Below are 17,721 nucleotides of genomic sequence, written 5' to 3'. Positions count from 1 at the left end.
TCCTCTTGATCCTTGTGCTCAAGGGTTGAGGCTCACTGCCCTTCGTGGGGCGCCTTGTACGCCTTGGCCGCCTCGGCTTCGAACAACGGTTGCACGTACTTCGTTCCGCCGGGTGCCGAGGCGTCCGGCTGGGCGACATAGACCTGGCGAGTGGCGGGAGCGCCCGGCGTACCGAAGTTGAGGGCGGCAACCAGATCGCCGGTGTCGGCAGACGTGGTCTGCTGCATCGCCTTGTGGATGCCGTCGCGGGTCAGGTCCTTGTTCTCACAGGCCTTCTTGAGCACGGTTCCCCAGACCTCACCGACGGCATACCCGTACGGCGTCCCTGCGTTCGGCGGCTCTTTGTAGCCGGCCGCGGCGTACTTCTGAGCGATCTCTTTGGCCTTCGGGATGTCTGCGGAGAACGGGACTGTGCTCGCGACGATGTAGAGCTTGTCGAGCGCGCTCGCCGCCGGGCTCTTCAGCAGCGCCGGGTCGAAGGCGGGGTTGTTGCTGAGGATCGGCACGTTGAGGCCGAGCGCCTTGTTCGCGGCGGCCGCTGAGCCGGTCTGCTTGGGTGTAGTGGTCAGCAGGATGACCTTCACGCCCTGGCCCTTGAGGCCCGTGACCACATTGGTGAGGTCTGTGTCGGTCGACGTGATCTTGACGTCGTGCAACTGCAGCTTGTGCTGCTCGGCGTAGTACTTCGAGCCGCGCAGTCCGTTCGCGCCGTACTCGCCGTCGACGTAGATGTGCCCGACCGAATCGCCGTCGGCCAGCATGCCCTTCTCCTGCAGATAGCTGAGCCCGTCGATCATCTCGATGTCGTACGTCGTCCCGACGATCATCGCGTACGGGTTGTTCAGCAGCTCCGACGACCAGGACGCCGGGGTGGTGGTCACCTTGTCGGCCTCGATGTTCTTGCCGAGCGCGGCCATCACGGGGGAGCCGGTGAGCTGGACGAAGCCGAGCACCTTCGGCTCGATCTGCGGGTAGAGCGTCTTGGCGGTGTCGGCCTTGTAGCCGTGGTCGACAGTCTCCAGCTTGATCTGCCGACCGCAGACCCCACCGGCTGCGTTGACGTCCTTGGCCCACAACTCGTTGCCCTGGGTGATTGCCGTCGACAACGACTTGAACGGGCCACTGAGGTCGGCCATCACACCGAGCGTGATCTCCTTGTCGGTGACTCCGGTCGAGTTCGTCTCGGCACCGCCCTTGGTGCTGCAGGCGGCCAATGGCAGCACCAGTGCCACGGCAGCGGCCTTGAACAGTAGACGTCTCATGATCTCAACTCCTTGATTCTGCGGCCGATCGCGGCCAGACCGCCGGGTTCGAAAAGGACGACGAGCACGATTGCCGCGCCGTACACGAAGGAACTGACCAGGACCGGAGTCACGGAACCCGTGAACCAGCCGAGGTCGGTGGAGTACAAGGTGAGGAGCTGCGGCAGCCCGTAGACGACCACTGCGCCGGCCACCGCGCCAGGGATCGAACCGAGACCGCCGATGATGGCCATCGCCAGGAACGCGATCGACGTGTTGATGCCGTAGGTGCCGAACTCGTTCTCGTCCGGTTTCAGGATGTCGAACCAGAGCACGATCATCACGCCGGCCAGCCCGGCATAGGCCGACGAGACGGCGAAGACACCGGCCTTGGTACGGCGTACGTCGACACCCATCGCGGTTGCCGCCGCTTCGTTGTCGCGGACTGCGCGCCATGACCGGCCGATGCGGGTGCCGACTGCGCCTTTGGCCAACCAGTAGGACAACGCCAGCAGGATGAGGAACAGGTACCAGAGCCGCTCGGTCCCGCGGAGTGGCACCCCGGCGACGATCAGCGTGCCCTCGTTCGAGAACGAGAAGCCGAAGAGTTCGAAGGTCGCCGGTGCGCGACCGGTCGACGTACCGCCGGTCAGTGATCCAGCCGCCTGGCCGAGGTACAGCCCGAGGAACACCAACGCGAGTGAGGCAACGCCGAGGTAGATCCCGCGCACCCGGCCCGCGACCGGCGCGAAGGCGACCCCGGCCAAGGCACTGATCGCGACCGCGCCGATCAACGCCAGCAGTGGGTTGAGCCCGAGACCGACGAGGTCATCATCGGTTCCCGACAGCACCGAGTACGACGTAGCGCCGACCAGCAGGAAGAATCCGTGCGCGAGCGAGAGCTGGCCTGCCTGGCCGCTGAGCAGCGTCAACCCGATGGCGCCGACCGCGCCGATCATCATGTACTGACCGGCCTTGAGCCAGGACGCGTCGAGATACAGGGGGAGGGCCAGCAGCACCACGGCCACCGGAATCCACAGGAGTTTAGACACGTGTTGTCTCCCGCGTTCCGAACAGCCCGGCCGGGCGCACCACCAGTACAACGAGCATCACCAGGAACACGGCGCTCTTCGCGAAGGCGAACGAGATGTACTCCGTCGACAACGCGTCGACGAGTCCGACCGCGAGCCCACCGACGATCGCTCCGGCCGTCGAATCGAGACCGCCGATGATCGCGGCCGGGAACGCAGCGAGCGCGATCGAGTGCGTTCCGCGCGACAGCCCGGCGCCGGAGAAGTCCTGGGTGGCAATGAACAGTACGGCGACTCCGGCCAGCAGACCGGCGATCAGCCAGGCCGACGCGGTGACCCGCGAGCGGCGGATCCCCACCAGGGCTGCGGCTTCGGGATTCTCGGCCTGGGCCCGGAGCGCGATTCCCCAGGTGGTGTAGCGGAACGCGAGGAAGAACGCGGTGATCAGGACAGCCGCGACTCCAAGCGCCACCAGGTGCGTCCGGAAGAGCGTGACCCCCGCGAACTGCAGTGGTTTCGCATCCCAGGCATCACCGATGAACGGCAACGAGACACCAAGCCGCCGGACGACTTCTTCAGTGATGATCACGTCCACGCCGATGGTCAGCAACGCCAGGCTGAACGGATCGGCATGCCGGGACCGGGCGAGCAGCAGCCGCTCCACGGCCAGCGCCAGGAGACCGGCGCTGACGATCCCGATCACGGCCGCCGCAGCCCAGCCGACCGTGTCCTTGGTGACGAGGACGAGGTAGCCGCCGAACAGCACCAGCGATCCGTGCGCGAAGTTCACCACCTCGGTCGCCTTGAAGATCACCACAAAGCCCAAGGCCAGCAAGGCGAACACGGCGCCCTTGCCCAGCCCGTTGAGCATCAGTTGGAGGAAGGTCGTCATGTCGTCGCTCCGAGATAGGCCTTGATCACGTCAGGGTCGGTCTGGACGTCGCCCGGCGTACCGTCGGCGATCACCCGGCCGAAGTCGAGCACCGTGACCTGGTCGGCGATGCCCATCACCAGGTCCATGTCGTGTTCCACCAGCAGGATCGCGATCCCGAGGTCGGTCCGGATCTGGCCGATGGTCGCGGCGAGTTCGGCGGTCTCCTCGGTATTCAGCCCGGCGGCCGGCTCGTCGAGCAGCAGCAGGTTCGGCTCGACTGCGAGGGCGCGGGCGATATCGACCTTCTTGGTCACTCCGTACGGCAGGGAGCCGAGCGGCTGGTCGACGGCCGCGCCGATCCCGAGGAAGTCGCAGATCTCCCGGGCTCGGGCCGCGTGCCGCTTCTCCTCGCGGCGCGTCCAGCGCAACGAGCAGGCGATGAAACCGCCGCGGGTGAGCGTGTGCCGGCCGAGCAGCACGTTGTCGAGAACGGTGGAGTGCGTCGAGAGAGCGGTGTTCTGGAACGCTCTCCCGATACCAAGCCCGGCCAGCCGATGCGGCCGTAGCTCCAGCAGGTTCTGCTCTCCCAGCCGGACCGCGCCGGAGGTCGGCCGGTAGAGGCCGCTGATCACGTTGAAGCAGCTGGACTTCCCGGCACCGTTCGGACCGATCAACGCATGCAGCGATCCCGGCGTCACTGTGAATGAGACCTCGTCCAGGGCAACCAGTCCACCGAACCGCAGCGTGACCCGATCGAGTACCAGCATCACGACCACCTCGCGAGCGAACGTCGCTCCGGCGCGGGCGTACCGAGATAGTGCTGGTGAACGCTTGCTGCGATCTCCTCAGTCGACCCCGAGAGCGCGACCGAACCAACGCTGAGCACCACCGCCTGATCCGCCACGGACAGCGCCATCGACGCGTTCTGCTCAACCAGTACGACGGCTGTGCCTTGCGCGTGGATCTCGCGAACGGCCTCGCCGATTCGCTCGACCAGCTTGGGCGCGAGCCCGAGCGATGGCTCGTCGAGCAGTAGCAGTTTCGGGACCGCCATCAGCGCCCGCCCGATCGCCAGCATCTGCTGCTCGCCACCAGAGAGCAGCCCAGCGCGTTGGTCGGCACGCTCGTCCAGCAACGGGAAGAGAGCGCTCACTCGTTTCCGGGCCGCCGCTCTCTCGGCGGGCTTGGTCGCGATCCCGCCGGCGCGCAGATTCTCGGCCACGGTCATCCGTGCGAAGATCTGCCGACCCTCCGGTACGCCGACTACGCCGTACCGGACGATCCTGGCGGGATCGAGGCGGTCGATGCGCAGGTCGCCGTACTGGATTGTCCCGGCGGTGATGACACCGCGGTGCAGGCGCAGCGTCCCGGAGATCGCGCGCAGCAAGGTGGACTTGCCCGCGCCGTTGGTCCCGAGGACGGCAAGCACACCGTCGTCCGGAACGTCGAGATCCACACCGTGCAAGGCGGTCATCGACCGGCCGTACCGCACGCGCAGATTCCGGATGCTGAGCACTGGCTGCCCTCCGCTCCTCCGACCGGCCCCTGGACAGGCCGGTGGCGCACAGTCTGCGAAGAACCGCGCCTCGCCTCACACCCCCAAGTGGAGACGTTGCCGGTAACAACCCGGCCTCAGTGCACGAGCGGGATCTCGTCGAGGACTTCTTCGGCGAGCCGGATTGCCTCTGGGCGGATCTCTTCGTCCAGGCGGCGAAACAGCTGCTCGGCGCGGATGGCGGGCCAGTCCTTGGGGAGGTGCTCAGCGGGAAGATGCGGGTCTTGGCGGATCGCCTGAAGCCAGTCGGTGTGTAGGAGGAGCCGGCGCGCGAGGTCGTCCGGAGCGCTGGGGAGTGGATTCGGTGTGTCCCACCGGTCGAGAAACGCCTTGTACTGCTCGCGAATCGCCGCCGTTTCAAACGCTCGATCGATCAGGCCGGCTGTCTCGGTCGGTTTCATCGCGGCCGCGGTGAAGGCGGTCACGTGGTCGGTGAGGCCCAGCGGCTCGACCAATGCAATGACGTCGCGCTGACCGGGAGCTATCCACAAACCGTTCTGCAGCAGGCCGAATCCGGCCCAAGTGAGCTGGCTGCGCAGGTCGTGCCGGTCGCTGCGCCTGCTGTCGGGTAGTGAGTAGCCGACGAGAGTCCAGGTGCCGTCCCAGTCCCGGTTGACCGCGCCGGTGTCCCAGATCCGGCGCGCGCCGTCGTCCAGAACCTCGGTGGCACGGCTGGTCAGACCGAAATACACCCGGCGGCCTTGGCGCTGCCGGGTGAGCAGGCCGCGGCTGACCATCCGGGTGAGGGTCGAGCGGACCGCCTCCTCCGACACGTCCACGCGGGCGAAGACGTCGATCACGCTGCCGGAGTAGACCGCGGTGTCCCGGCCTAGGACGTACAGGCCCAGGAAGTTGAGCATCAGGGACTGTGGCCGGTGCGCACCGGCCTCGTTGGCGTCTGTCACCCCCACACCCTAGAACATAAAGTTGGGCAAGTCATTGACGGTCGTCAGAAAAGTGACCTACTTTGGCGGTTCGACGAGCTGAGGAGAGGACGTCGCCATGGATGTGGTCGGCAAGGTCGCAGTAGTCACCGGGAGCGGTCGCGGGCTGGGCAGGGCTTATGCGGAGGCGCTTGCTGCCGCCGGGGCAGCTGTCGTGGTCAACGACGTGGACGGCGATGCGGCGAAGCAGGTGGTCGACGCCATCGAGAGTGCGGGCGGCCGGGCGACTGCTGTCGTCGCGCCGGTTGGCGAAACCGCAGTCGCGGACCAGTTGGTCGCCACTGCGGTAGCGGAGTTCGGCCGGTTGGATGTGATGGTCACCAACGCGGGGATTCTGCGCGATCGGGTGCTCTGGAAGATGTCGGACGAAGAGTTCGACGACGTCATCCGCGTTCACCTGCGTGGCACGTTCACCTGTGCTCGCGCGGCAGCCCAGCGGATGCGCGAGCAGGGGGAGGGCGGCCGGCTGATCCTGGTGGCCTCGCCGGCAGGTCAGCGGGGGAACTTCGGCCAGACCAACTACGCCGCCGCCAAGGCGGGGATCGCTGCGATGGCCCGGACCTGGGCGATGGAGCTGGCGAAAGCCGGCATCCTGGTCAATGCCGTCGTACCGGTCGCTGCCACCGAGATGACCCGGACCATTCCGGCCTTCGCGCCCGCGATCGAAGAAGCTGAGCGGACCGGTGCGCCACTGCCGCGCTGGCTTCGCCGCGACGAAGGACTCGGTACGGTCGAAGATGTCGCGTCCCTGATCGTCTTCCTGGCCTCGGATGCGTCGGCCGAGGTGACCGGCCAGGCGATCGGTATCGGCGGTGACCGGTTGGCGCTGTGGTCGCATCCGGCAGAGAAGTCCGTTGCCTACAGCCAGGACGGGTGGACCGCGGAGGGGATCGCGGCCTCATGGTCCAGCGGTATCGGCGCCGAGCCGGAGAGTTACGGAATCCCAGCACCACAAGGCCGTTGAGATGGGCATCGATCTGGACGAGATCGTCGCGATCGACGTCCACACGCACGCCGAGATCTCCAAGGACGGACACGGTTCACTGAGCCCGGAGCTGTTCGGCGCTTCGGCGAAGTACTTCAAGGCACACGACCACCGGCAGCCGACCATCCCGGAGATGGCGGCCTACTACCGGGAACGCCGGATGGCGGCCGTGGTGTTCACCGTCGACGCCGAGCACGCGACCGGGCATCCGCGGATCGCGAACGAGGAGGTCGCCGCGAGCTGTGCGGAGCACTCCGACGTACTGATTCCGTTTGCGAGTGTCGATCCGTGGAAGGGGCGAGCCGGAGCGCGGGAGGCGCGGCGGCTGGTCGAGGAGTACGGCGTCCGCGGTTTCAAGTTCCATCCCAGCCTGCAGGGCTTCGCGCCCGACGATCGGATGGCCTACCCCCTGTACGACGTCATCCAGGAGCTCGGTGTTCCGGCGCTCTTCCATACCGGGCAGACCGGGATCGGTGCCGGTGTGCCGGGTGGTGGCGGAATCCGGCTGAAGTACTCGAATCCGATGCTGGTCGACGATGTCGCCACCGACTTCCCCGATCTGCGGATCATCCTGGCGCATCCGTCATTCCCGTGGCAGGACGAGGCACTCGCGGTCGCGACCCACAAACCTTCCGTCTACATCGACTTGTCGGGCTGGTCGCCGAAGTACTTCCCGCCCCAGCTCGTGCGCTACGCCAACACCCTGCTGCAGGACAAGGTCCTGTTCGGCTCCGACTACCCGGTGATCACTCCGGACCGCTGGCTCGCGGACTTCGCCGAGCTGGAGATCAAGCCGGAGGTCCGCTCGAAGATCCTCAAAGACAACGCGGCCGGGCTGTTGGGCCTGGCCGTCAAGGAAGGTGCGCACGGATGAAAACCACTGCCAATGGACTGGACGAGATCACCGCACTGGCCGGCCGCAGCCTCGGTCACGGCGACTGGATCGAGGTGACGCAGGACCGGATCGACCGGTTCGCCGACGCCACCGACGACCGCCAGTGGATTCACGTCGACCCCGTCCGTGCGGCCGCCGGCCCGTTCGGCACCACAATCGCGCACGGCTATCTGACGCTGTCGCTGCTGATCCCGTTGTTCACCGACCTGCTGGAGATCGGAGGGGTCCGGATGAGCGTTAACTACGGCCTCGACAAGGTGCGCTTCCCGAGCCCGGTCCCGGTCGGCGCCAAGATCCGGCTCGCGGCCGTCGTCGCGGACGTGATCGCGATCGAGGGCGGCGTGCAGATGCTGCTCGACTTCACCGTCGAACTCCAAGGCGCGGACAAGCCCGCCTGCGTCGCCCGTGCCGTGTACCGCCACTACACCTGAACGAGGGGCACCGCCATGCCACATCAGCAGACCCAGCTTCGCCGGGCAGTCGCCTCGAGCTACCTCGGCAGCCTGATCGAGTACTACGACTTCCTGCTCTATGCGACCGCCTCCGCGGTGGTCTTCAGCAAGGTCTTCTTCTCCGACCTCGACCCCGCGCTGGCAACCGTGGCCAGCTTCGGAACGTTCGCCACCGGATACCTCGCGCGGCCGCTCGGCGGCATCCTGTTCGGGCACTTCGGCGACAAGCTCGGCCGCAAACGGATGCTCGTGCTCACCATGACGATGATGGGATTGTCCAGCTTCCTGATCGGCCTGCTGCCCGGCTCTGAGCAGATCGGCGCTGCCGCTCCGGTCGGCCTGATCCTGCTGCGAGTGCTGCAAGGGATCTCGGTCGGCGGTGAGTGGGGCGGCGCCGTACTGATGTCTGCCGAGCATGCGACCTCTCGACGGGGGCTGTGGGCAAGCTTCACCAATGCCGGTGCGCCGAGCGGGATGGTCGTCTCCACGGTGGCGATGACGACCACCGCGGCGCTGACCGGGGAGGCCGCGTTCCTCGAGTGGGGCTGGCGGATCCCGTTCCTGCTCAGCATCGTTCTGCTCGCGATCGGGCTGTTCGTCCGCTCCCAGGTCGAGGAGACCCCGGCCTTCCTCGCAGCCAAGAGCGTCGTACCGAGACGCCGGATTCCGCTGGTCGAGGTGCTGCGCAACCAGCCGCGGATCCTCGCGCTCAGTGTCGGCGTCGGTCTGGCGGCGTTCGTCGTCCAGGCCACGCTGACGACGTTCATCCTCGCGTACGGCGTCCGGGTGGGCCACACGAGGCAAGAGGTGCTGAACGTGCTCACGGTCTCGTCGGCCTGCGCGGTCTTCGGCATCATCGGCTGGTCCGCGGTCTCGGATCGGGTCGGCCGCCGTCCGGTGGTGGTGGCCGGTGCCGTGGCGACGGCGATCTACGCCTTCGCGCTCTTCCCGCTGGTCGAGTCCGGCAGTACGGCGCTCCTGGTGGTAGCGCTCGTCATCGGGCAAGGCGTGCTGCATCCGATGATGTACGGACCGCTCGCCGCGCTCTACACCGAACTGTTCGACACCGAGACCAGGTATACCGGTGCCTCGCTGGGATATCAGCTCGCCGGACTGGGCGCCGGGATCGCTCCGGTCCTGTTCGCCGAGATCCAGCGCGCGTCGGGCGGCCCGGCGACCACGGCCATCGCCTGCACGATCGCGGCGTTCTGCCTGCTCTGTGTCGGGTGTGTCCTGGCGTTGCAGGAGACCAATCGGCGAAGCTTGGTGCGAGTAGGAGTGTGATCATGCCCAACGAGGGAATCGGTGGCTGGCCGGCCAGACGTGCGCTGATGTCGCCGAACAGCACCGCTCTGCTCTTCGAAGACGAGTCGACCACGTACGCCGAACTGTCCGCGCGGATCAGCAGTCTTGCGGCCCACCTGGTTGCGGCCGGGCTGAGCAAGGGCGACCGGGTGGCCTATCTGGGGCCGAACCATCCGGCGTTCGTGGAGACGCTGTTCGCCACGGTGAGTGCGGGTGGCATCTTCGTCCCGCTGAACTTCCGGCTGACGGCGCCGGAGATCACCCAGATCCTCGGCGACTGCGAACCCACCGTGCTGGTCTATGCGCCGGAGTGCGCAGCTGTCGTGCAGATGCTGGAAGCAACCCCGCAGCAGGTGGTTGCCTTGAGCAACCCTGGGCCGGGGGAGCAGCTGTACGGTGACTGGCCGGCTGCGGCTGCGGCTGTCGAGGTTGCGGTGGCAGCCGATGACGTGGCGCTGATCCTCTACACCTCCGGCACGACCGGACGGCCCAAGGGGGCGATGCTCACGCACGCCAACCTGACCTGGAACACCGTCAACCTGCTGATCGGCGTCGACGTCGGCGCCGACGAGGTCACCCTGATCTCGGCACCGCTGTTCCACATCGCTGCGCTGGCCCAGACCCTGTTGCCCACGCTGATCAAGGGCGGCTGCGCGCTGATCACACCGGGATGGGATGTCGACGGCGTCTACGAGCTCATCGCGAAACACCGGGTGACCTGGATGTTCGGCGTCACCACCATGTACGCCGGTCTGGCCGCCGTACCGCAGTGGGAATCGGCCGACCTCACGTCGTTGCGCAGCCTGATGTGTGGCGGCGCGGCGGTGCCCGAGGAGCTCGTCCGCACGTACCAGCGCCGCGGTCTGACGTTCTGCCAGGGCTATGGGATGACCGAGACCGCTCCCGGTGTGACCTTCCTGGAAGCTCGCGAGAGCGCCGCCAAGGTGGGCTCGGCCGGAGTGCCGGTGTTCTTCGCCGATGTCCGGCTCGACCGCCCTGGGGCGGGGCCGGGGGAGGTGCTGGTGCGCGGCCCGAACGTGACGCCTGGCTACTGGCGTGACTCCGGCGCGACCGAGGCGGCTTTCACCGAGGACGGCTGGTTCCGGACCGGTGATCTTGCCGCGATCGATCCGGATGGGCATTTCCGGATCGTCGGCCGGCAGAAGGACATGTACATCTCCGGCGGTGAGAACGTGTACCCGGCCGAGGTGGAGAACGTCATGTTCGGGCATCCGGCGGTCGCTGAGGTAGCGGTGGTCGGTATGCCGGACGACAAGTGGGGCGAGGCCGGCCGGGCGTTCGTCGTACCGGCGGTGCCGGTCACCGAGGCCGAGTTGCGCGAGTTCCTGCTCGGGCGGCTGGCGAAGTACAAGGTGCCGTCCCGGTTCGAGTTCGTCGACCGGTTGCCGCGGACGGCCTCCGGCAAGGTTCGCAAGGGTGACCTCAGAGCAGTCCGGCCTCACTTGCCTTGACGATCGCCTCTACGCGGTTGCGGGCGCCGAGTTTGTGCAAAGCGGACTGAAGGTACGTCTTGACCGTGTTGCGGGTCAGGCCGGTCGCCTCGGCGATCTCTGGGTTGGTCAGGCCCTGGGCGGCGTACCGGAGGACTTCGTACTCGCGACGGGTCAGACCGCTGCGTGCCAAGGCGTCTGAGCGTCGGGCGGGGTGCGGCCGGATTCGTGGGTCGACGACCCGTTCGCCGCGCAGTACCTGTCGTAGCGCGGCCAGCAGGTCGGTGCCGGCCAGGTCTTTGATCAGTGCGGCGTTGGCACCGGCATCGAGCGATTCGGTGATGCAGTGGTGGTCTGCGTGGGCGGTGAAGATCGCGATCTTCACCGCGGGCTGGACTTTCCGCAGCTCGCGGATCACCTCGGGCGCCAGCATGTCCGGCAGCCGCAGGTCGAGCAGTACGACGTCAGGCCGCAGCTGGGCAATGCATTCGACCGCAACCCGCCCGGACTCGGCCGATCCGACGACGGTCAGTGCGGGATCTGAGCGCAGCAACAAAGTCACCCCGTCGCGCACGACGGGATGATCGTCGACGACGAAGACGGTCGAGGTCATTGCGGGAGCCAGCAGCGCAAGGTGGAACCGCCGTCCTCGTCGCGGATCAGGCTGACCTGACCACCTAGGCGAATCGCGCGTTCGGACAGCGACTTCACGCCGAGACCGCTGCTCGGGCTGTCCGTGCCGTCCTCGATGCTGTCATCGGCGACAACCAGGTGGACGCCGCCGGAGTCCGCCGTACCGAGGCTGACGATCACCGAGTGCGGTTTCGCATGCTTCTCGATGTTCAACAGGCCCTCGCGGACGACGGCCACCAGCAGGGCAGTGCGTTCCGCATCCAGGGCCGCGACCGTCGCCAACTCGACAAAACGAGCCGGTACGCCGGTCCTGGCCTCGAACGACCGGGTGTATTCGGCGATCTCCACCGCGAGCGCGCGTTCCGGCGCGGTATCCGTCATGACCAGCAGGGACTCACGCAACGCGGCCGACGCGGCGGAGACGTCGGACTCCAGCCGGCGCAACCGATCGACCAGCGGCGGATTGTCCTGCACCGACTGATGCAGATCCCGGACCTGGACGCCGATCAAGAACAGCAACGCACCGACCGAGTCGTGCAAAGCGCTCTGCACCCGCTGCCGCTCGGCGGCGACCGCATCGGACCTGGTCGCCTCCACCGCATCGGCAATCCGGAGCGCGGTCGACGCCTGGTCGGCGATGTCGAGCATCTTGTCGACCGCGAAGTCACCGAACGACGTCGCTTGCCGCATGGCGGCGTACGCGATCGCGATGGTCCGGCCGTCCCGTCCGATCACCGGTACGGCGACCATCCCGCCGATGCCCTCGTGCCGGACCTGAACGTCGAAGTGATGAGTGATCGCGGGGGAGCTGATGTAGTCGCCGACCCGCACCGCGGTGCCCGACGCGAGCACCCGGCCGCCGATGCCCTGACCGATCGGTACGACGAGGTTCTGCAACTGGTTCGTCCGGGTCCCGGACATCCAGCGGACGACCGCCTGGTCCGGCGCCTCGAGGTCGGCCACGAACCCGGAGTCGGCACCGGTCTCGCTGCGGATCATCCGGGCGGTCCCGTGCAGGGCCACGATCCGGTCCATCACGGTCAGCAGCCCGTGCCGCTCGCGCAACAGCTCGTCGAGCGCAGTGAGCCGCTCGGCGACCTCGTCGGCAGCACGCTCGGTACTCACATCATGACCTTCGCACGGTGGAGGGCGGCACGCTATCTCCATCCGGAGAGGATTGTGCACGGAACGGTGTCTGCCTAAGGTACGTGAAAATGAGTTCAAATTCATTAAGAGCGGTGATTCTGGCTGCTGCACTGGTCGGCACCGTCGCGGCGCCCGCCTCGGCGACCCAGTCGCCCGGCCCGGTGGCGCTCACTGTCTTGTCGAACACCAAACCGGAGTACGTCAGTGGTGGAGACGTGCTCGTCAAGGTCAGCCGGTCGGCCACGGTGAAGCTGAACGGCCGCGACATCACGGCGGAATTCGCCGCTCAGCCCGATCAATCGCTGCTCGGTCTGGTGACCGGGTTGCGTACCGGGGCCAACGTGCTGACCGCGGGAGAGACGTCGCTGCGGGTGACGTCGTACCCGCTGTCCGGCCCGATCTTCTCCGGCCCACAGCAGGTCCCGTTCTACTGCGAGACCACGGCCTTCGGGCTCGCACCAGCGGCGCAACCGCTGTGCGAGGCGCCGACCAAGGTGACGTATCGCTACCGGACCACGGCCGGGGCATTCGTCGTGCTGCCGGACCCCGCCGTACGGCCCGCAGATCTGGCGACAACCGTCCTCGATGGCCGCACGGTCCCGTACATCGTCCGGGTGGAGACCGGAACGATCGACCGAGCCGTGTACCAATTCGCAGCCCTGTACGACGGCACTGATCCGACGCCGCTGCGCTCCCAGCAGAACTGGAACCGCAAGCTCGTCTACGCCTTCGGCGGCGGCTGCAACGCCGGATTCCACCAGGGCAACCAGACCGGCAACGTCCTCAACGACCTGTTCCTGTCGCAGGGCTACGCGGTCGCGTCGTCCACGCTGAACGTGCCGGAGACGAACTGCAGCACGGTGATCTCCGGCGAGGCCGCGATGATGGTCAAGGAACACTTCATCGAGACCTACGGGCCGACGCGCTACACGATCGGCTGGGGCGGGTCGGGCGGCAGCGTCAATCAGCACGAGATCGCCGACGGCTACCCCGGCATCCTGGACGGCATCGTCCCAGGAGTGTCCTTCCCGGACATGTTCAGCGCGTTCACGTCCGCGGCCGATTGCAGCGTTCTGAACAAGTACTTCGCCGGCACGGCCCTGACCGAGGCACAGAAGACCGCCATCACCGGATTCGTCAGCAGTAGCCCGTGCGTTTCATGGCAGGCCGGTTTCGGCCCGAAGATGACCCCGATCGGCAGCTGCAACCGGGCACCGGGCGCACCGATCCCGCCGACCGCGTTCTGGGACCCCGTGCTGAACCCGACCGGTATCAAATGCATGTCGGCCGAGCAGTGGGTGACCCAGCTGGGCCGTGACCCGAAGACCGGGCTGCCGCGCTCGGTCCGGGACAACATCGGCGTCCAGTACGGACTGCACGCGCTGCAGTCCGGTGCGATCACCCCTGCCCAGTTCGCCGATCTGAACGCGAAGGTCGGCAGCGTGGACCCGGCCGGTCAGCTGGTGGCCGAGCGGGCGACCGCGGATCCGGCCGCACTGCGCGCGGCGTACCGGAGCGACCTGCAGCTCAGTGGGGGACTCGGGCTCAGGTCGACGCCGATCATCGATCAGCGGTCGTACGCCGACCGGGCCGGCTTCGGCATCGACATCCACACCGCGGAGGTCTCGTTCGTCACGCGCGACCGGTTGCTCAAGGCAAACGGTACGGCGGCGAACCAGGTGATCATCATGTCGTCGCTCGACCCGGCGCAGTCGGCCGCGGCCTCGAGGTACGAGCTGGATGCGATGGACAGGTGGCTCGCTGCCATCACTGCGGACGGCTCGCACCGAAGCGCTCAGCAGAAGGTGATCGCGAACAAGCCCGCCGACTTGAAGGACGGCTGCTATCTGTCGGCGATCCAGCGGGTCGACCAGCCGTTGAACTATCCGCCGTCCGGTCCGTGTGGTGCGACGTACCCGGTAGCGGCCAATCCGCGGATCGCGGCTGGTTCGGACATCGGTGTCAGCAAGCTCAAGTGTGCCCTCAAGCCGCTGAACTTCTCCGCTTACCAGGTCGCGTTCACAGCCGCGGATCGCGCCACCCTCCGGAAGGCCTTCCCATCCGGTGTCTGTGACTACACCCGCCCCGGAATCGGTCAGCAGCCGCCGGCCGGGACCTGGCTCAACTTCAGTTCGTGATGCCGCCGTACACGAAGCCGGCCAGCGTGCCGACGCTTCCGCGCGAGGTGCCGGTGGACGGATGGAAGGTGGCGTGGCAGTAGCTCTCCAGCAGGCTCACGACCATCTGAGCCAATGCGGCCGACTCGGTCACCGATAGACCGAGTTCGGCCCGGAGCTCTTTGATGTGCCGGCGCCAGATCGCCACATCTGCGGCGCGGATCTGCCGATGGACCTCGGCGAACTCGGGGTCCGAGGCGGCCGCGTCGGAGATCGCGACCATCTCGGCCAGGTGCTCCCGGTACGAGCGCCAGTACGCCTGCACGTGGTCGCGCACGTCCTGCTCGGTGGTCATCCGGTGCCCGTCACCGGACGCATGGGCGACGCGGGTGTGCCGCGCCGCCAGGAAGTCGTCAGCGAGCGCCTTCAGTACGGCGGCCTTGGAGGGGAAGTACCGGTAGATCCCACCGGTTGCCCGCCCGGCCTCCGCTGTGATGTCGGTGATCTTCGTGGCCGCATACCCCTGCGCCGCGAACACCCGCCGAGCGGCTTGCTTGAACTCCTCCGCGGTCCGGTCCGCCTTGGATATCCCCACCTGGCCACTTTAGCCGGAGCAGACCGGGAGGCGGTGGACTCCCTGGATCGTCTGCGGGTTGAGGCCGTGGTAGATCCGCGGCGCGCCGTCGAGCTTCAGGGTGATGCGGCCGTTGCTGGGGGAGAGGGTCTTGCTGCGCCCGATCGCGTCGACCTGCCGTACGGCGGCGGTAGCGGCGACCGTCAACGTGGTCTTGGTCGGCCAGGTGTCGACCCAAACCTCGGGCGCCGGGAAGTGCCAGTCGGTGCGCTGGCCGACGGTGTTGAGGATGTAGCCGTCGGCGCGGTTCCAGAGAATGGTCACGGGACCGGCCGGAGTGTCGAACCAGAGGCCGAACGTCTTCGGGTTGGCGAAGGTGAGCTTGCCGCGGAAGGTCGCTTGGTCGAGGGTGCGGGCGGCGGTGGCATACGCCAGCAGGGACGGCTTCGGGCTGAGGTCACGGTTGACGAGACCGAAGTGGTACTCGGTGTTGAGCGGGTCGGCGACCTGCGGCATCCCGACGATGCTGTCCTGGAACTGGTACCAGCAGACGCACTTGATGCCTTCGGCCTTCGAGATCGCCAGCGTGAGCAGGACGTTCTCGGCAGCATGCCGGTAGGTGTCGCCCCACCAGCTGTTCGGGCGGGTCGGCGCGTAGGCCTCGGTCAGCCAGATCTCCTTCTGACCGTGCTGCGTCATCAGCGCCTTGAGCTGCTGCAGACCGCCGGCGAAGTTCCAGTACGGACCGTTCGGGCCGCCGGTCCAGTCGCCCGGCGGGACGTAGTCGGGCGTGAAGTTGCCGCGGCCGGGGTGGTAGGCGAACGCGTCGATCAGGTCCCAGCCACCGAGGGCGATGAAGTTGTCGACCCACTTCTTGTCCATCCCGGCCAGGCCGTTGTTCATCAGCTTGATGGCGTCGCCGGTGACGGCGCGCCGGTTGAAGACCGGCCGGAGCGCCTTGTCCAGGTACTCCGCGACGAACTGGCCGCTGGCGAACGGGCGATTCAGCTCGTTGCCGACCTCGAAGTACTTGGCTCCGGAATTGACTGCCACGGTCAGCTTGCTGGATGCCCAGTTGGTGATGACCTCTGGATCGACGGTCTTGATGTCCGGCTGCAGCTCGATGTTGTGCCGCATCCCGCGCCCGTCGTAGACGCTCGGATCCGGTCCGGGACCATCCTTGATGCCGATCCGCACCAAGCTGACCCCGATCCGCTGCCACAGATCCAGGACGGCGTTCAGACTCGGCCGCTCCAGCCACGGATAGTTCGCCATCCCGAACATGCTGGTGGCCCCGGCCTGATAGCTGTACGGCGGCAGCGTCGCGAGGTTCGTCCGCGCGAACGCCTCGTCGTTGCCGGAGCGAACGACGACCTCGGCGAAGGCGATTCCGGCCGCCGGCGCAGCGACGTTGAACGTGTGCTGCCAGGTGCCGGTTGCCGGGACCTGTCCGGGCATGGTCAACGACGCGAGCTGGATGCCGTCGAAGTCACGCATGATCAGCTGGAGCTGGACAGTCTTCGCAGTGGTGCCGCCGTTCGCGACCAGCGCAGTGATCTGCGCCGGAGCGCCGGGAGCGCCGTAGACGTTGAAGTCTGCGTTGGTGGTCAGCTCGAGGCCGAGCTCGTCGCCGTGGCCGATGGTGGCAGTGGCTGACGGCCGCTTGTCTGTGAAGTAGAAGTCGGCCCGGCTGACCCAGCCGTCGTTCGGGGCGGCCACGCTGGGAGCGTGCATCCAGGTGTCGTTCGTCCAGCCCTGCTTCGACATCTCGAGGAGGAACAGGCCGTGCTTGGTTCCCCAGGTCGAGGTGTGGGCGACGCCGGCAGTGTCCTCGTAAGGAATGCCGCCGCGGCTGTCGCGAACCCATTCGGTGACCGCGATGTAGTCGTCGGGCTCGGTCGCGAACTGGATGGCCCGGCTGAACGAGAAGCCGTCCGGGAGCAGGGTGTTGCGACCGGTGATGTGCCATTCCAGTACGGCGTGGTTGGTGCTGACGCTGAACCAGCCGACTACTGCGATCCCGGCGGCGACAGCGGCCGCGTCGAACGTGTAGACGATCTTGATCGCCGGCGTACCGTCTGCCAGGGCGTCCGAGGTCGGGGTGCCGCCGGTGGAGGTATAGGTGACCGTGGGCTCCTCGCCGACCTTGGTCTTGACCATGACCTTCGACCCGGCGGATCGCGTGGTGCCACCAGCAGTGTCACGGATCGCGAGCCGGCCGCCCGGGCTGGCCAGCAGGCTGATGCCAGTGGAGTTCAACGGGATGTCTCCGGCCAGTGCATCCGCGGCGAAGGCGGTGATCGGGGTGGCCTCGGCGGTGAGCACCACCCCAGCGGCCAGGGCCGAACCAAGAAACCGGCGGCGACTGGTGCCCTTGAGTCGAGGGTCTGGAAAAGTCATCGACGGCTCCTTGGTTCGGCGGATGGTCTGCAGATCAACCTGATAATGCGTATCTGCAGATCCATGCCGAGGACGATTTCAAGGAGATTGCCTTCCTGTCAAGGGGGTATTGCGCTTT

Annotated in this window: 16 protein-coding genes; 6 read left to right on the top strand and 10 right to left on the bottom strand. The window is 67.1% G+C overall.

Going from position 1 to position 17,721, the window contains the following annotated elements:
- Positions 1–32: 32 nt before the first annotated feature.
- From E1263_RS01170 to E1263_RS01145, 6 genes are all read right to left on the bottom strand, one after another.
- A complete protein-coding gene (locus E1263_RS01170) occupies positions 33–1,262 on the bottom strand; it encodes an ABC transporter substrate-binding protein (RefSeq protein ID WP_132164349.1) in 1,230 nt (409 codons plus the stop codon).
- Positions 1,259–2,293: a branched-chain amino acid ABC transporter permease gene (locus E1263_RS01165; protein WP_202868663.1), complete on the bottom strand. Its 1,035-nt coding sequence runs from the start codon at positions 2,291–2,293 to the stop codon at positions 1,259–1,261. Before E1263_RS01165 ends, E1263_RS01170 begins: the two co-directional genes overlap by 4 nt.
- Positions 2,286–3,164 carry a branched-chain amino acid ABC transporter permease gene (locus tag E1263_RS01160; protein WP_132164347.1) on the bottom strand — a complete coding sequence of 293 codons (879 nt, stop codon included), beginning with the start codon at positions 3,162–3,164 and terminating at the stop codon, positions 2,286–2,288. Before E1263_RS01160 ends, E1263_RS01165 begins: the two co-directional genes overlap by 8 nt.
- The gene (locus tag E1263_RS01155) at positions 3,161–3,913 is read right to left on the bottom strand and encodes an ABC transporter ATP-binding protein (protein WP_132164345.1); all 753 of its coding nucleotides are present in this window, start codon (positions 3,911–3,913) and stop codon (positions 3,161–3,163) included. The genes E1263_RS01160 and E1263_RS01155 overlap by 4 nt, the downstream gene beginning before the upstream one ends.
- Positions 3,913–4,662 carry an ABC transporter ATP-binding protein gene (locus E1263_RS01150; RefSeq protein ID WP_132164343.1) on the bottom strand — a complete coding sequence of 250 codons (750 nt, stop codon included), beginning with the start codon at positions 4,660–4,662 and terminating at the stop codon, positions 3,913–3,915. The genes E1263_RS01155 and E1263_RS01150 overlap by 1 nt, the downstream gene beginning before the upstream one ends.
- 116 nt (positions 4,663–4,778) lie before the next feature.
- A complete protein-coding gene (locus tag E1263_RS01145) occupies positions 4,779–5,606 on the bottom strand; it encodes a PaaX family transcriptional regulator (protein WP_165956421.1) in 828 nt (275 codons plus the stop codon).
- 97 nt (positions 5,607–5,703) lie between these two features.
- On the opposite strand from E1263_RS01145, the gene E1263_RS01140 reads away from it, so the two are divergent.
- Genes E1263_RS01140 through E1263_RS01120 form a run of 5 tightly spaced genes read left to right on the top strand, consistent with a single transcriptional unit; the run spans position 5,704 to position 10,754 of the window.
- Positions 5,704–6,609: an SDR family oxidoreductase gene (locus E1263_RS01140; protein ID WP_132164341.1), complete on the top strand. Its 906-nt coding sequence runs from the start codon at positions 5,704–5,706 to the stop codon at positions 6,607–6,609.
- Between the two features lies 1 nt (position 6,610).
- Positions 6,611–7,504: an amidohydrolase family protein gene (locus E1263_RS01135; RefSeq protein ID WP_165956420.1), complete on the top strand. Its 894-nt coding sequence runs from the start codon at positions 6,611–6,613 to the stop codon at positions 7,502–7,504.
- Positions 7,501–7,956, top strand: coding sequence for a MaoC family dehydratase (locus E1263_RS01130; protein ID WP_132164339.1), 456 nt, complete (start codon positions 7,501–7,503; stop codon positions 7,954–7,956). Before E1263_RS01135 ends, E1263_RS01130 begins: the two co-directional genes overlap by 4 nt.
- A 15-nt stretch (positions 7,957–7,971) precedes the next feature.
- The gene (locus tag E1263_RS01125; protein ID WP_132164337.1) at positions 7,972–9,261 is read left to right on the top strand and encodes an MFS transporter; all 1,290 of its coding nucleotides are present in this window, start codon (positions 7,972–7,974) and stop codon (positions 9,259–9,261) included.
- Positions 9,262–9,263: 2 nt separating this feature from the next.
- Positions 9,264–10,754, top strand: a complete 1,491-nt coding sequence (locus tag E1263_RS01120; RefSeq protein WP_132164335.1) for an acyl-CoA synthetase — start codon at positions 9,264–9,266, stop codon at positions 10,752–10,754.
- Here the strand turns inward: E1263_RS01120 and E1263_RS01115 are convergent.
- Both E1263_RS01115 and E1263_RS01110 read right to left on the bottom strand, forming a co-directional pair.
- On the bottom strand, positions 10,726–11,346 hold the full coding sequence (locus tag E1263_RS01115) for a response regulator (protein ID WP_132164333.1): 621 nt from the start codon (positions 11,344–11,346) through the stop codon (positions 10,726–10,728). The two genes, E1263_RS01120 and E1263_RS01115, sit on opposite strands and share 29 nt — an antisense overlap.
- Positions 11,343–12,491 (bottom strand): GAF domain-containing sensor histidine kinase, encoded by a 1,149-nt coding sequence (locus E1263_RS01110; protein WP_202868662.1) that lies wholly within the window; start codon positions 12,489–12,491, stop codon positions 11,343–11,345. Before E1263_RS01110 ends, E1263_RS01115 begins: the two co-directional genes overlap by 4 nt.
- Before the next feature lie 89 nt (positions 12,492–12,580).
- Between E1263_RS01110 and E1263_RS01105 the strand changes: the two genes are divergently transcribed.
- Positions 12,581–14,650: a DUF6351 family protein gene (locus E1263_RS01105; protein ID WP_132164329.1), complete on the top strand. Its 2,070-nt coding sequence runs from the start codon at positions 12,581–12,583 to the stop codon at positions 14,648–14,650.
- Here the strand turns inward: E1263_RS01105 and E1263_RS01100 are convergent.
- Entirely contained in the window at positions 14,640–15,224 is a 585-nt protein-coding gene (locus tag E1263_RS01100; protein WP_132164327.1) for a TetR/AcrR family transcriptional regulator, read from the bottom strand. The two genes, E1263_RS01105 and E1263_RS01100, sit on opposite strands and share 11 nt — an antisense overlap.
- Before the next feature lie 9 nt (positions 15,225–15,233).
- Positions 15,234–17,603: a hypothetical protein gene (locus E1263_RS01095; protein ID WP_132164325.1), complete on the bottom strand. Its 2,370-nt coding sequence runs from the start codon at positions 17,601–17,603 to the stop codon at positions 15,234–15,236.
- Positions 17,604–17,721: the final 118 nt, after the last annotated feature.

This window comes from Kribbella antibiotica, assembly GCF_004349055.1.
In the GTDB taxonomy this organism is placed as follows: Bacteria; Actinomycetota; Actinomycetes; order Propionibacteriales; family Kribbellaceae; genus Kribbella; species Kribbella antibiotica.
This window is presented reverse-complemented; position numbering and strand designations above follow the sequence as displayed.